We start from the raw sequence: 14735 nt of genomic DNA, 5'->3' as shown, positions 1-14735 counted from the left end.
AGACATCTTCGGCATAAGGTTTATCGCAATCGGCTATTTGCCCCAGTACCCGGCCTCAAACCATGCCGCCAAGCTTCAATTCGCTCTTGAGGTAGGCATAATAAATCGGCCCCGCCACCACCCCCGGCAAACCAAACGCCGCCTCAAACACCAGCATCGCCAACAACAACTCCCACGACTTGGCACTGATCTGCCCGCCAACGATGCGTGCGTTGAGGAAGTACTCGACCTTGTGGATCACGATCAGATACCCCAACGCCGCCACCGCCACCCAGATCGACAGCGACAGCGCAACGATGGTGATCAGGGTGTTGGACATCAGGTTGCCGATCACCGGCAACAGGCCGAGCAGGAAGGTCAGCACGATCAGGGTCTTGGTCAACGGCAAGTGGATGCCGCACAACGGCAGCACCACCGCGAGGAAGATCGCAGTGAAAGCGGTATTGAGCGCAGCGATCTTGATCTGGGCGAAGACGATGTTGCGAAACGCCTGGACCAGCAGGTGCAGGCGATCAAACAACGCCGCAGCCAAAGGTTTGCGCTTGGTCAGGTCGGGCACGCGCTGCAGCGCAATGATCGCGCCGAGCACCATGCCGATCAGCAGCGTGACGAACATGTGGGCGGCATCTTTGCCAACCAGTTGCAGTTCGCTCAGGTGTTTGCTCAGCCAATCGCCGATGGCGACGCGGAACTCGGCGGCGCTGGCGGGCAGGTAGGCGTCGATAAACGGCGGCAATTGGCCGCGTGCGCGGTCGACCACGCCCATGAATTTGTCGAGGGACGCCCCGGGGTTTTCCGCTTCGTGGAGCAGGAAGCTGATGGCGCCGGCGAAGATCAGGGTCAGCACGCTGACGATCAGGGTGCCCAGCAAGGCCACCGCCAGCCAGCGCGCACGCCGGCCTTCGATCAGGCGTTGCAGTTGCGGGGTGAGCATGTTGACCAGTTCATAGACCAACAGGCCGGCCAGCAGGCTGGGCAGCAATTTGAGCGGCAGCACCAGCAGCAACCCGCCGAAAATGATGATGTAGCTGGACAGCAACAACACATGACGCTGAGAAAACGTTGGCATACAGCCTCAAAACGAACGGCGTTAAAGGATGGGCAGTCTGCCAGCCTTGCGGCAATCAAGCGAGGAGGTTGGTTGCGAATGCGATCAGTGTGGGAGGGGGCACCCCCGATTGCGTTATGTCAGTCAACTTATCTGTAGCTGACCTGCCGCTATCGGGAGCAAGCCCCCTCCCACATTTGCTTTGCGGCGCCTGCGAAATCGTGATTAACCTTTGAGGCAGGTGCTCATGAATGTTTTACGCGCATCGCCGGTCAATGCTTTGGTTTTAGCCGACGCATTGCAGTCTTTCATCTTCTGCTGCTGCGGCGTCAGGGTCTTGGCATCGTTGGCGGCAGGCGCCGACAGGCAGGTCTTCATGAAGGCCTTGCGGTCATCGCCTTTAAGGGTCTTGGTCGTGGCCTCGGCATTGCAGGTGGTCATCTTGTTCTGCTGGGCGGTAGCGGCAAAGCCCTGGGAACACAGCAGCAGGCCCATCATCAACAACGGAATACGCAGCATCTTCATGGAGTTTTCTCCCTGTTACCGTGCCGACGGGCACGGCCTACCTGCCAGTGTAGTCAAAACCTGTTACAACTTCAGCGACCACGTATATTCGAGCGCCGGTACTGCTCCGGCGTGCAGCCGGCGTGACGCTGGAACATGGCGATAAAGGCCGAAGCGGTGCTGTAGCCCAAGTCAAACGCCACGTGTTGCACGCTGCGTTCGCTGTCCAAGGCTTCGATGGCGGCCAGGTAGCGCAGGCGCTGGCGCCATTCGCCAAAGCTCATGCCCAGTTCGCGCACAAACTGGCGCGCCAGGGTGCGTTCGCTGACATGTACCTGTTCGGCCCATTGCACCAACGGGCGATTGTCGCCGGGTTCAGCCTGCATGCCCTCCAGGACTCCCAGCAGTCCAGGATGGCGAGCGTAGGGAAGAAAGCCGTCGTGAATCGGCGCCTGTTTGAGCTGATCGACCAGCACCTGGGCCAGGCGAATATCGGCGTCGGTCTGCGGGATATTCACGTCACGCTGGGCAAAATCGCTGAGGATGGCTTTGAGAATATCGCTGATCGCCAGGGTGCACGGGGTTTGCGGCAGTTGCTCACAGAGCGCCGGCGCCAAGCCCACCGAGCGATACACGATCGCCTGGGCGTTATAGGAGCTGTGCTCGGTATCCGGTGGGATCCATACCGCGTACTGCGGCGGCGACATAAAACGGTTGCCGGCGACCTCCATGCGCATCACGCCATTGGCCGAATAGTCCAGGGAGCCCCAGCCATGCCGGTGCGGGGTGCACTCGGTATCCGGGGCGAACTCGCAGTAGCGGAAGTACGCAGGGCTTGGGAGGCTGGCGAAATCCGCGAGGCGTACGGTATGTCTGGGCATGTTGTCTGGATTCAGAGGTCGGTTGTCTGGTTCGCAGTATAGGCTTCGATCCAGACAGAGGATAATCCCGCCTCGTCAACACACTGGATTCTTTCGATGCAATACGCGTATCCGCTGCTGGCCATCTTCATCTGGGCCGGCAACACCGTGATCAACAAACTTGCCGTGGGTTCGATCTTCCCGGCTGAAATAGGTTTTTACCGCTGGCTGTTCGCCGCGCTGCTGTTCACCCCATTCATGCTCAAGCCGGTCGTTTCCAACTGGGCGCTCATCCGTCCGAACCTGGGCAAGATCTTCATCCTCGGCGTGCTGGGCATGGCGGTGTATCAAAGCCTGGCCTATTACGCGGCCACGCTGACCAGCGCCACCAATATGGGCATCATCCTGTCGCTGATGCCACTGATGGCTCTGACTGCCGCCATCATCAGCCTGGGCCAACGCCTGACCTATGGCGCGCTGACCGGCGCAGTGCTGTCATTCGCCGGCGTAGTCGTGGTGGTGTCGTCCGGCAGCCTGGCCGCGCTGCTGCAACACGGGGTCAACCTGGGCGACGGCATGATGCTCATCGCCACACTGGCCTACGCGGTCTACAGCACCCTGCTGAAGAAATGGCAACTGCGCCTGCCGCCGTTGGTGCTGTTGTATCTACAAGTACTGGTAGCGGTGGTGGTGCTGTTCCCGCTGTATCTGTTCTCGGCCAAGGCGGGATTGGGCTGGGCGAATATTCCGCTGGTGCTGTACGCCTGCCTGCTGGCTTCGATGCTGGCGCCACTGGCGTGGATGCACTCGGTGAAGACGCTTGGGCCGAGCCGTACCACGCTGTTCTTCAATCTACTGCCGTTGATTACCGCGCTGATTGCAGCGGTGGTGCTCAAGGAAGAGTTGGCGCTGTATCACTTGGTGGGCGGCTTGCTGACCTTGGGTGGGGTGATTCTGTCGGAGCGCTGGACCACGCCGGTCAGAGCCACTCATGACACATCCTGTTAAATCCGATAAAACTTTTCGCCTGGCCCGGGACTCACAACCTATAGCGATCACGCCGGCAGAGCGTGGCGTAAAACCGGATTAGCCCCAGGAGATTGAAATGACTGAAGCACACTTGACTGACATTGCGACCCTGCGCAGCCGCGCCCGCCAGAATGTCGAAAACGGTGCCGTGACCGAAGGCTACGACGCCGACCGTCAGGAGATCATCCGCCTGCTCAACGAGTCGCTGGCCACCGAGCTGGTCTGCGTATTGCGCTATAAGCGTCACTACTTCATGGCCAACGGCCTGAAAGCCAGTGTCGCCGCCGATGAGTTCCTCGAGCATGCCACCCAGGAAGCCGAGCACGCCGACAAACTGGCCGAGCGCATCGTGCAACTGGGCGGCGAACCGGAGTTCAACCCCGACCTGCTGTCGAAGAACTCCCACGCCCAATACGTGGCAGGCAACTCGCTCAAAGAGATGGTCTACGAGGATCTGGTAGCCGAGCGTATCGCGGTGGACAGCTACCGTGAAATCATCCAGTACATCGGTGATAAGGATCCGACCACCCGCCGTATCTTCGAAGACATCCTGGCTCAGGAAGAAGAACACGCCGATGACATGGCGGATATTCTGCAGGACCTGTAATCAGCAACACAGCAGTCCCCCTGTGGGAGGGAGCTTGCTCCCGATAGCGGAGTGTCAGTCGAATTAGATATTGACTGAACCACTGCTATCGGGGGCAAGCCCCCTCCCACATTTGGTTTCAGGTGTAGTCAGTTATTTCACGGTTTTCGGCGCTCTGCCCTCTTTCATCTGTTGCAGCAAAGGTGCGCACTGATTCGGCTCATCGCCGCTCGGTGCCACCAGCGCCAGCAACCCGGCAGCCGGGCCGGCAATAACGCCCAGGGCCACCATGCCGGCGCCGCGCAGGGCCAGGGGAATGGCTTTCACGCCAGCATTGGGCTTGATAAACGGCCCATTGACGTACAGCGGCGAGCGCAGCGAAAACAAGCGAAAGCCCTTGGACTCCGGCGTGATGGTCAGGTCCAACTGCTCCGTGGCCATGTTCGCGGTGCCATCGATGTAGATGATGGCGTTCTCGGTATCGAACACAAACAACCGCGTGGTCGCCAACCCCGTCTTGATGCCGAAGTCCGCCGCCGCGCAGTTGATCTTCACTTCCTTGTCGCCGAACAGGCGGCCCACCACGTAGTTGCCCACATTGAGCCCGGCGATTTCCATCAGGCCTCGGCTGATGGCGCCGTCGTTGATCAGCATCTTCAGGTCACCGTTGGAGGTGCCCAGCAGCGCGGCCACGGAATTACCACGCCCGGATATATCGGCGTCGCCGTTGAGTTCACCGAAGCTGGTTTTCATCGGTTCAAAGCTGGGGAACAACTGCTTGAGCTTGAAGTTACGCGCCGTCAGCTTGGCGCGGCCTTCCATCGGCGTGGTGCGGCCGTTCAGGCGAATCTGCGCATCGAGCTTGCCACCGGCCACGCCGAAGCGCAGCGGTTCCAGACTCAGTTGGCCGTCGTTGAGCACCAGGTGGGTATAGAGGTCGGTGAAGGGCAGATCGGCACTGTGCACGATGCGCTTGCCGGTGAACTCCACGTCGGCATCCATGGCACTCCAGCGCTCGGTGCGGAACTCTTCCACCGGCAACACCTTGGTCGCCGGTTGCTTGCTCTCCCCACCTCGAGCCTTTTGCTTGGCATTGGAATCAGCGCCGATCAAGGGCGCCAGGTCATCCATGAGTAACTGGTTGGACACCAGCGCGCCGCTGAGCTTGGGCCGCGGCTGGCTGGCGACATAGGCCAGGTCGCCGTGGATATCGCTGTTGCCGATCTTGCCGTTGAATTTTTCGTAGCGGAATGAGGCGCCGCTGGCTTCATGCAGCTTGGCGATCAGGTGGCCATCGGTGGAATAGGCCGGCGAGTCCGGCAGGGTGACGCCGGTCAGGGGGTACAGGTTGCCCAGACTGCTGCCCGAGAGTTTCAGGCGCAGGTCCAGGGCGCCGAGGTTCAGCGGGTCGGTCAGGGTGCCGGCCAGGGCGATGCTGGTGTCGGCGACTTTCACCTGGGCTTGCAGAGGGAACGGTTTGGCCGCGTCCTGCAAGGCCAGAAGGCCGCCGATCTTGCCGGTGCCGGCGAGCTGCTGGCCGTGGTATTGGCCTTTGACCTTGAGGCCGAACGCGTAGTCCTGGGGTGCCGAGCCTTTTTTCAAGGCCTTCTTCGCATCGGCATCGCCGACGATTTCGCCGAACGGAATCGGTTTTCCCAATGGATCGATGATCACATCGAGCTGGGTCCTGAGGGTTTGATCGTCGAGGGTCACATGACCCTTGTCGAAGCCGATGGCGCCAATGTCCACCACCCAGTTGGAGGGTTCTGCGTCGGGATCCTTTGGATCGAACTTGAAGGTCCAGTTGGCACGGCCGTCGGCCAGGCGCTGCAACTGGGCACTCGGTTCGGTGAGGTCGATGCGCGGGATCACCACGCGCTGCACCAGCAAGGCCAGGGGCGAAATACGCAGCTCGACCTTCTTGAGCGTGACCATCTGCGGTTGTTTCGACCAGTCGGGGTTGCCCAGGGTCAGGTCTTCGGCAATCACATGGGGCCACGGCACCCAGGCGCGCCAGCCGCCCTCATCGGGCTCACGCTGCCACACCACCGCGAGGTTGCCGTTGATGGCGAACGGGCGATGCAGTTCTTCGGAGACCTTGGCATTGAGTGGCGGTTTGATGCGATTCCAGTCGAAGAACACCAGGATCAGGACCACGATGGCAATTAACAGAACGAAGCTGGCGCAGCTCCAAGCGACGATTTTACGAGTGCGCGTCATTGCACAGGACTCCTGAATACGACTGGCAGAGCTACCCCTCTAGAGCAGCCTATAAGACTACGACTGGCAAACCGCCCGGGGGTTTAACCCGACGCGTAATTTAGTCGCAAAAAGCCACTTTCCTGATCGAACGGACAGATTTCGATCATCACCGGCGCACCATTGTTACCCAGGTTCGTGTCGAAAATACCCACCTCGGTGCAAAACCGCGTGCTTGAGAGGCTCGATCTAGAGCCTTTGCAGGGAACAATCAATTCTGTTGATTATTACCATTGTGTTTATGAACTTTTATATCGACTTATCAAGAGTAGCATTAGCCCTGTACCCACTTTAACGCCCTCCCGAGGAGCAACCACCATGAAACGTCAATTACTCGCTACTGTCCTGTTATCTGTCCTGGCTTCCAGCGCTTTTGCCCTGCCAGCTGCCGAACAGGCCACCCCACAAAATAAAGCCCAATCCGTGCAAACCAGCCAGACCGTGGCCCGCAGCGGTTCGCAAGAAGACGAAAACCGTGACTATGCCAAAGGTGCCGTGGCTGAAAATGGCTATAACCGTCTGCAAGAAAAAGGCTTGGTAGAAGGCGGTGCTGAACAAGCCAACAAACGCGCCTACACCGAAGGCGTTGCTGAAGGCGGTGCCGACCGTCTGCAAGAACTGCATCAAGCACAGAGCTAAGCCCGTGATGGCCCAGAAAAAAGCCCGATCCGCCGATCGGGCTTTTGCTTTTATATAGACCGCGTCACGCCTCGCCCCCGCCAAGTTCGACGCCGGCAAAGCGCTTTTGCTAGAGTGCGTCGCTGTACTCGCCGACAAAGCCCATTCGCTCATGCTGCCCCGTGCCGAACAGAAGCAACAGACCCGCCTCGCCTTGATGGACGCAGCCCGCCATCTGATGGAGTGTGGCCGTGGGTTTGGCAGCCTGAGCCTGCGCGAAGTGGCCAAGACCGCCGGTATCGTGCCTACCGGTTTCTATCGCCATTTTGCCGACATGGACCAGTTGGGGCTGGTGTTGGTCAGCGAAGTCGGCCAGACCTTCCGCGCCACGATTCGCCTGGTGCGCCATAACGAGTTCGTGATGGGTGGCATTATCGATGCTTCCGTACGGATCTTTCTCGATGTGGTCTCGGCCAACCGGTCACAATTCCTGTTCCTGGCCCGTGAACAGTACGGCGGTTGCCTGGCGGTACGCCAAGCCATCGCGGCCCTGCGCGAAGACATCACCCGCGACCTGGCGGCCGACCTGACGCTGATGCCGAAGTTGCAGCACCTGGACCCAGAGGGTTTGCATGTAATGGCCGACCTGATCGTCAAAAGTGTGTTCGCCACCCTGCCCGACATCATCGACCCACCGGCCCATGCCTTGCCGCCCCACCTCACGCCCCAGGCGAAAATAACCCAGCAACTGCGCTTTATCTTTATCGGCCTCAAGCATTGGCAGGGGCTGGGCAGCACCGAATAAGCCGGTCAGCCCGCCGTGTGGAAGCGCTTGGCAGTGGTGTAGTTTTTATTCCAATAGCTGTTGCTCAGTGAATCGATACGGATCTTTTTGCCGGTGCGCGGCGAATGGATGAATTTGCCTTCACCGATATACAGGCCGACATGGCTGACCTGGCCGCGCCCGTTGCCTTTGAAAAATACTGCATCTCCAGGCTTCAAGGCATTGCGCTTGATAGTCGCCGCCGAGGATCGGTGCATGGCCGCGGTGGTGCGGGGTATCAGCACATTGGCTTCGGTCTTGAACAGATACACCAGGAAGCTGCTGCAATCGAAGCCTTGTTCCGCCGACGTGCCGCCCCATTTGTAAGGCGTGCCCAACAACTCATGGGCGCGATCGATCACGCCGTCGATGGACGCAGGCTTGATGGCCTGCAGGGAAGTACCGAGAGTCGCGCGTGGTTGAAGACTGGCCGAGGCCGATGAAATGACAAAGGCCAGGCTGGCAAGGCATACGCATAAAATTGATCTAAACATGATGAACGTCGCGGTGGAATTAAACACGGCGCACAGCCTAAATAAGCCGCGAGTAATGTCATGAACGCCAAATCCTGATAGCGCGTAGGACAAATCCGAAAAAACACCAACAAGAAAATGATGAAAGAAACTTCATCAAAGTCCGCACTGACTTAAACGTAAAACGCCCCTCACCGGTGCTATAAATCCCGTCACGCACCAAATCGATACACTTGGAGAACTCCCTGATGCCCTATTGGGCAGCATGCCCATGCCTACCTACAGGGAATTCCTACTCAATCTGCGGATTGGCAAGCCCCTTGCTCTAGCTCATCCATCGCTCATAGCTGGAAGCCTCCTGATGCTGGTGATACACCGTCGAATCGCCCCCCAAGCCCTCTGGGCCGCTGAGTTGCTGCTGAACTTCGAAGCCCGCAGCAAAAGCCGCCTGCGCTGTTTCAGTGCCGAGGGTGAAGACGTCGGCCTGTTTCTGGAGCGTGGTCAGCCGCCGCTGCACGATGGCGAATTCCTACAAGCCGAAGACGGACGTGTCGTACGCGTTCGCGCCAGACCTGAACAGCTGCTGCACGTCACTTGCTGCAATGCGTTTGAACTGACCCGCGCTGCCTACCACCTGGGTAACCGCCATGTGGCCCTGCAGGTCGGCGACGGCTGGCTGCGCCTGCTCGATGACTACGTGCTCAAGGCCATGCTTGAACAGCTGGGTGCCGACGCGCAGACCATCGAGGCGCCGTTCCAGCCGGAACATGGGGCCTACGGCGGTGGCCATCATCATTCGCGGCATGGCGACGAAGACTTCAACTACGCGCCCAAGCTGCATCAGTTTGGCGTGCGCGCATGAACCCAGCCTGGGCGCTGTTGCGCCTGGCCAGTCCGCAATTGCCGATTGGCGGCTACAGCTATTCCCAGGGCCTGGAAATGGCGGTGGACAATGGTCGCGTGCAGGATGCCGCGAGCGCTCGGCGCTGGATCAGTGATCAGTTGCTGCTCAACCTGGCGCGCTTCGAGGCACCGCTGCTGCTCGCCCATTGTCGCGCCGCCGCCGAGCAGGATTGGCCGCAGTTGGCACAGCTGTGTGAAGAACACCGTGCCAGCCGCGAGACCCGCGAGCTGTATCAGGAGAGCCGGCAAATGGGCTATTCCCTGCAACAACTGCTCACTGGCTTGCCGGAACTGGACAGCGCCGCCCGTGAGTTCCTCGCACAACGCGGCGAACCGCACTTGGCCCTCGGCTGGGCCCTGGCCGCCCGCGCCTGGAATATCAGCCCCGAGGACGCCCTCGCCGCCTGGCTGTGGAGCTGGCTGGAAAACCAACTGGCGGTGTTGATGAAAACCCTGCCCCTCGGCCAGCAAGCCGCACAACGCCTGACCAGCGAACTGTTGCCGCTGCTGCAACAAGCCCAGCAAAACGCCGAGCGCATCGACCCCAAGCATTTGGGCAGCGCCGCCTTTGGCCTGTCCCTGGCGTGCATGGCCCACGAGCGTCAATACAGCCGCCTGTTCCGTTCCTAGTTTTTTTGGAGAATCAGATATGAACACCCAACCCCTGCGCGTCGGCATCGGCGGCCCGGTGGGCTCCGGCAAGACCGCCCTGACCCTCGCCCTGTGCCTGGCCCTGCGTGATCGCTACAACCTGGCGGTGGTCACCAACGACATCTACACCCGCGAAGACGCCGACTTTCTGGTGCGCAACCAGGCCCTGGCGCCCGAGCGCATCATCGGCGTGGAAACCGGTGGTTGCCCGCACACGGCGATTCGCGAAGACGCCTCGATCAACCTGGAGGCCGTGGACCAGCTCAACCGCCGCTTCCCGGGCCTGGACCTGATCCTGGTGGAGTCCGGCGGTGACAACCTGTCGGCCACTTTCAGCCCGGAACTGTCGGACCTGACCATCTATGTGATCGATGTGTCCGCCGGCGACAAGCTGCCACGCAAGGGCGGGCCCGGAATTTGCAAATCCGACCTGCTGGTGATCAACAAGATCGACCTGGCCCCGCTGGTGGGCGCCTCGCTGGAACTGATGAACAGCGACACCCAGCGCATGCGCAACGGCAAGCCCTTTGTGTTCAGCAACCAGAAAACCGGGGTGGGACTGGAAGAGATCGTCGCCTTTATCGAACGCCAGGGCCTGCTGACCGCTGCCTGATCAACCTATAAGGAACCTGTTCATGAGCCTCAACAAATTCCTCGCCGCGGCCACGCTGCTGCTCGCCCCTGCCCTGGCCTTCGCCCATCCAGGCCACGGCGACAATGGCCTGGTGGCCGGCATCAGCCACCCGCTGGGTGGCCTCGATCACTTGCTGGCCATGGTAGCGGTCGGTCTATGGGCGGCGCAGCAAAAAGGCAACGCACGCTGGGCGCTGCCTTGTGCCTTCGTGGGCACCATGTTGATTGGCGGCGTGCTGGGTTTTGAAGGGCTGCAATTGCCGGCGCTGGAAAGCGGGATTGCGGCGTCGGTGCTGGCGTTGGGCCTGGCTGTAGCATTGGCAGTGCGGCCGCCGCTTTTTGTGGCCGTGGGTGCCACGGCGTTGTTTGCGTTGTTCCATGGTGTAGCCCATGGTTTGGAATTGCCGGACATGACCAGCCCTTGGGCGTATGCCGCTGGGTTTGTGGGGGCGACTGCGGTGTTGCATGCCGCAGGTTATGCGGTGGTGCGCTTTCTGCCGGTTGCGGCGGCGCCCTTGGTGCGAGTGGTCGGGGCGGCTTCGGCGGCGACAGGGGTTTGGCTATTGGCGGGCTGATTTGCGGCGCTGCTGAGGGCCTCATCGGGGGCAAGCCCCCTCCCACACTTGACTGTATTCACAAATCAAAATGTGGGAGGGGGCTTGCCCCCGATAGCGCTGGTGCAGACACCACAGTTGCCAAGCCTGCTACCATGCGCGCCTACACCCCTGCCGTGACGACGCCAGCCAATGCTCAGCGATTCCCCCCCTTCCTTGAACACCGTGCTCACGCACTTCCACAACCTGATCGTACCCCTGTGGCAAGGCTCGGGCTGGAATGCCGACCTGGCACTGCCCTTCGAGGCGCTGGATGCCGATCACCAGCCGCTGCCCCCGCAACGCTACCGCGCCATGGCCTGCGCCCGGCAGTTGTACCTGTTCGCCAGCCTGATCGGTGAGCCCGGCGCGGCCTTTGCCGAAGAGCGTGCGGCGGCGCTGTTCCGCTCCCTGCAGCGGCACTTCCACGATGCCGAGCACGGCGGCTGGTTCTACAGCATCGACCCCGCCGGCCAACCGCTGGATAAACGCAAAGACCTCTACACCCACGCCTTCATCATCTTTGCCTGTGCCCATTACTGGGCCAAGGTGCGTGAACCGCTGGTGGAATCGGTGCTCAATGCCGCCTTGGAAGTCGTCGCCCAGCGCTTTGCCACGGGCGATGGCCTGTATGAGGCAGTGCTGGAGCGTAACTGGGCCTCGCTGGGTTCAGGGCCATTGCAGAACCCGTTGATGCACCTGGCCGAAGGCTTCCTTGCGACTCTCGCAGTGCGTGAGGATGCCGACGTACAGGCGGCCCTGCTGGCGTTGGCGACGGCCATGCAGCAACGCTTCATCGACCGCGAGCATGGCGTGATGATGGAAAAACCGCTGGGGGCTGTGGATAACTGGTTTGAGCCAGGGCACCAGTTCGAATGGTTCTTTTTGCTGGAATCGTCAGAGGTGCTGCGCGACACGCCGCTGCATGCGTCACTGACACGGGCGTTTGCCTATGCCGAAGAAATGGGTGTGGATAAATCGAGCGGTGCGGTCAGTGGCATGCTTGCGCTGGATGGCACGGTGCGCGACGGCACCCAACGTATCTGGGCCCAGGCCGAGTACTTGCGTGCGCTGACGTTGCGACCAGGCAGTGAGGCGGTGCTGCAGCGCCAATTGCTGGCGCTGCAAGAGCATTTTCTGCATGCCAAGGGCTGGCATGAATGCCTGGATGCCCAGGGCACCGTGAGCCGACGGGATATGCCTTCTACCACCCCTTATCATTTGGCGACTTGCTACCAGGGTTTGATCAAGCAGTTTGGGTGACCTTCAGGGCCTCATCGGGGGCAAGCCCCCTCCCACCTTTGTCCGCGTTTTCATGTGGGAACCCGGTCTAATGTGGGAGGGGGCTTGCTCCCGATGGCCTCAACTCGGTCTGACTGACCTCACGCAATCCACTTGCGGTCGCCCGTAAAACTGATCGTCAGCCAACGCGCCGCATCCGGCGTGCCCAGCCCTGTGGATATCTCTTCACGCAGCCCGTCGAGGGTGGCGACGTTATCCAATGGGTAATCCGCCGGCAACACCACATGAATCTCGATAAACCGCGCCCGACCGTGCTTCTGCACGTAGGACACGTAATCGTCAAAACCGTGCTTGGCCTGCGCCCCGTCCATTACTTCGCGCACTTTGTCGTCCAGGTGGTCCGGGGCGATTCCCAATACCTCGCGCAACGCCGGGCGCAGGATCTTGAACGCCGGCGCCAGCATGCTCAGGGCCAGCAGGATCAGGATCAACGGGTCGACATACACCGCCCATTCGCCATAGCCCTGGGACTTGAGCAACAGCGCGGCAAGGAAGCTGATCAGCAAGCCCACCGAGAGCATCGCGTCCACCAGCCAACTGATGTTGTCGAACTGGATCAGCGATGATTTGAGCCTGCGGTTGCGGTAGCGCACATAGAAGAAGTAGGCGAACTCCACGACGGTAAACACCGCCGCATAAATGATCACCAACCCCAACTCGATCTCGCGCCCGCCATTGATAATGCCGAACACACCATTGAGGAACGCGTAGATGGCGATCAACAGCAGGAAACTGCCTTCGATCAACAGCACCATCGGCTCCAGGTGCCAATAGCCGAACTGGAAGCGCTCGTTGCTTTTCTTGGCGATCAGCTTGGCCGTGATCAGCATCAACACCTTGATGGCAGTGGCGATCAGCGAGAAAAAGCCGTCGAACAGAATGGATTGGGCGCCGGATATCACACCCGTGACAATCCCGGCGATCGCCACAGCGAACATCAGGATCGTCGATTGTTTGAGCAGTGCCTGCTCACCTCGGTTACTCACATTTCCTCCTGTCAAAACCTTTAAACCGCACAGCGCGGAGGGTTTTCAGGCGCGGAGTGTACCTTATGTCCTGTTTTGGCCGATTTGACGCCATCGGGGGCAAGCCCCCTCCCACACTTATGTGGGAGGGGGCTTGCCCCCGATGCAGGCGACGCGGTCTAAAGCCTTACTTAGTCCCACGCTCAATCGCAAACCCAGCCCAGGTCTGGCTCACCGGCATCAGCTCCAAGCGGTTGATATTCACGTGCGCCGGCGTGTTCATCACCCAGAAAATCGTATCGGCAATATCCTGCGGCTGAATCGGCTCGGCACCTGCGTAGGTGGCGTCATAACGTGCCTGGTCGCCGCCAAACCGCACCAGCGAGAACTCGCTCTCACACAGGCCCGGCTCGATATTGGTCACGCGCACGCCGGTGCCTTGCAGGTCGCAACGCAGATTCAACGAGAATTGCTTCACGAACGCCTTGGAGCCACCATACACATGGCTGCCCGGGTACGGGTAGTTACCGGCGATGGAACCCAGATTGATGATCCCGGCGCCACGACCATGGGCGATCAGGCGCGGCAGCAACAGATTGGTGGTGGTCAGCAGGCCTTTGATATTAGTGTCGACCATGGTTTCCCAATCGTCGAGGTTGCACTTGGGCGCAGGGTCGGTGCCCACGGCCAGACCGGCATTGTTGATCAAGCCACGCAGCTTGGCGAACGACGGCGGCAGGTTGGCAATGGCGTCTTCCATGCCCTTGCGGTCACGCACATCCACCACCAGGCCATGCACTTCGGTCTGCTTGGAAAGCTCTTCAACCAGTGCATTCAAGCGCTCGGCACGGCGACCGGTGAGCACCAGTTTCCAGCCGGCTTCGGCAAAACGACGGGCACAGGCTTCGCCGAAACCTGAAGTGGCGCCAGTGATAAATAGCGTGTCGGACATGGTGTTCTCCTTGCGGGCATCGGGGAAAAAAGCAGCCAGCAGAATGCCCTTACGCCGCCCTTGCGGCAACCGCTATGCACACACCTTCGTGCACGACTGATCATTTTTTGACCGCCTCGAGCAGAGCCTTATAAACCGTGGCTTGCAGCCATATGCGCGCAGGTTATCCACAACTGCGCCCACAGTCTTTGGGGGCAAGTACAAACCGCTCGAAGCCGCTGTGTACAAGGCTTTCAGGCGGGTCTGGAAAGTTTTTTGCTTGACCTGGACGCAAGCGTATGTAGCCGCTGACATATGCGGAAAACCATAACGATGGCTCCAGGCCAGTCATTCCGGCCCCTTCGGTGGTCTTTCCAGAGTTTAGTCACAGACTTATCCACAGCCTGGACCGACATATTCCGGTCATATACCTGTGTCTTTAAACAGGTTGACAAAACCCTCGGGCGGCCGCAAAAAAGCGACTGATCAAAAAACAACCACAAGGCTGTAAGCCACGTAGTTAAAGGCTTTCAGCTAGCTACTCCCACGTTACCCAC

The 14735-nt window shown here is 60.1% G+C and carries 16 protein-coding genes; 9 read left to right on the top strand and 7 right to left on the bottom strand.

The annotated features are described in order from the left end of the window. Positions 1-55: 55 nt before the first annotated feature. The 3 genes from BLU48_RS31495 to BLU48_RS31485 form a co-directional block, all read right to left on the bottom strand. Entirely contained in the window at positions 56-1069 is a 1014-nt protein-coding gene (locus BLU48_RS31495) for an AI-2E family transporter (protein ID WP_046070680.1), read from the bottom strand. Between the two features lie 204 nt (positions 1070-1273). Continuing rightward, positions 1274-1573, bottom strand: coding sequence for a PsiF family protein (locus BLU48_RS31490; RefSeq protein ID WP_005784310.1), 300 nt, complete (start codon positions 1571-1573; stop codon positions 1274-1276). Positions 1574-1644: 71 nt separating this feature from the next. Next, a complete protein-coding gene (locus BLU48_RS31485; RefSeq protein WP_057023400.1) occupies positions 1645-2433 on the bottom strand; it encodes an AraC family transcriptional regulator in 789 nt (262 codons plus the stop codon). 96 nt (positions 2434-2529) lie between these two features. Here BLU48_RS31485 and BLU48_RS31480 point away from each other — a divergent pair, with 96 nt between their 5' ends. After that, on the top strand, positions 2530-3420 hold the full coding sequence (locus BLU48_RS31480) for a DMT family transporter (protein ID WP_057023401.1): 891 nt from the start codon (positions 2530-2532) through the stop codon (positions 3418-3420). A gap of 97 nt (positions 3421-3517) precedes the next feature. Further along, positions 3518-4048 (top strand): ferritin-like domain-containing protein, encoded by a 531-nt coding sequence (locus BLU48_RS31475; RefSeq protein ID WP_005784304.1) that lies wholly within the window; start codon positions 3518-3520, stop codon positions 4046-4048. Between the two features lie 132 nt (positions 4049-4180). On the opposite strand, the gene BLU48_RS31470 is transcribed toward BLU48_RS31475, so the two are convergent. Then, on the bottom strand, positions 4181-6247 hold the full coding sequence (locus BLU48_RS31470; RefSeq protein ID WP_057023402.1) for an AsmA family protein: 2067 nt from the start codon (positions 6245-6247) through the stop codon (positions 4181-4183). Between the two features lie 357 nt (positions 6248-6604). On the opposite strand from BLU48_RS31470, the gene BLU48_RS31465 reads away from it, so the two are divergent. Both BLU48_RS31465 and BLU48_RS31460 read left to right on the top strand, forming a co-directional pair. After that, a complete protein-coding gene (locus tag BLU48_RS31465; RefSeq protein WP_046070675.1) occupies positions 6605-6925 on the top strand; it encodes a hypothetical protein in 321 nt (106 codons plus the stop codon). A gap of 151 nt (positions 6926-7076) precedes the next feature. Further along, entirely contained in the window at positions 7077-7709 is a 633-nt protein-coding gene (locus tag BLU48_RS31460; protein WP_046070674.1) for a TetR family transcriptional regulator, read from the top strand. Between the two features lie 5 nt (positions 7710-7714). On the opposite strand, the gene BLU48_RS31455 is transcribed toward BLU48_RS31460, so the two are convergent. Continuing rightward, complete coding sequence (locus tag BLU48_RS31455) at positions 7715-8221, bottom strand: C40 family peptidase (protein ID WP_057023530.1); 507 nt, start codon at positions 8219-8221, stop codon at positions 7715-7717. Between the two features lie 340 nt (positions 8222-8561). Here BLU48_RS31455 and ureE point away from each other — a divergent pair, with 340 nt between their 5' ends. The 5 genes from ureE to BLU48_RS31430 all read left to right on the top strand — a co-directional run bounded on the left by ureE (position 8562) and on the right by BLU48_RS31430 (position 12243). Continuing rightward, a complete protein-coding gene (gene ureE / locus BLU48_RS31450; RefSeq protein ID WP_057023403.1) occupies positions 8562-9062 on the top strand; it encodes an urease accessory protein UreE in 501 nt (166 codons plus the stop codon). Then, a complete protein-coding gene (locus BLU48_RS31445) occupies positions 9059-9733 on the top strand; it encodes an urease accessory protein UreF (RefSeq protein WP_057023404.1) in 675 nt (224 codons plus the stop codon). Before ureE ends, BLU48_RS31445 begins: the two co-directional genes overlap by 4 nt. A gap of 19 nt (positions 9734-9752) precedes the next feature. Then, complete coding sequence (gene ureG / locus BLU48_RS31440) at positions 9753-10367, top strand: urease accessory protein UreG (RefSeq protein ID WP_012721947.1); 615 nt, start codon at positions 9753-9755, stop codon at positions 10365-10367. A 22-nt stretch (positions 10368-10389) separates the two neighbouring features. After that, the gene (locus BLU48_RS31435) at positions 10390-10962 is read left to right on the top strand and encodes a HupE/UreJ family protein (protein ID WP_057023405.1); all 573 of its coding nucleotides are present in this window, start codon (positions 10390-10392) and stop codon (positions 10960-10962) included. Between the two features lie 171 nt (positions 10963-11133). Further along, entirely contained in the window at positions 11134-12243 is a 1110-nt protein-coding gene (locus BLU48_RS31430) for an AGE family epimerase/isomerase (RefSeq protein ID WP_057023406.1), read from the top strand. Between the two features lie 119 nt (positions 12244-12362). Here the strand turns inward: BLU48_RS31430 and BLU48_RS31425 are convergent, their stop codons facing one another. Both BLU48_RS31425 and BLU48_RS31420 read right to left on the bottom strand, forming a co-directional pair. Further along, entirely contained in the window at positions 12363-13268 is a 906-nt protein-coding gene (locus BLU48_RS31425; protein WP_057023407.1) for a cation diffusion facilitator family transporter, read from the bottom strand. A gap of 166 nt (positions 13269-13434) precedes the next feature. Beyond that, the gene (locus BLU48_RS31420; protein WP_057023408.1) at positions 13435-14199 is read right to left on the bottom strand and encodes an SDR family oxidoreductase; all 765 of its coding nucleotides are present in this window, start codon (positions 14197-14199) and stop codon (positions 13435-13437) included. Between the last annotated feature and the right edge of the window lie 536 nt (positions 14200-14735).

This window comes from Pseudomonas synxantha (assembly GCF_900105675.1).
In the GTDB taxonomy this organism is placed as follows: Bacteria; Pseudomonadota; Gammaproteobacteria; order Pseudomonadales; family Pseudomonadaceae; genus Aquipseudomonas; species Aquipseudomonas synxantha.
Note: the sequence above shows the minus strand (reverse complement) of the source record. Positions and strands in the feature narration are given on the sequence as shown.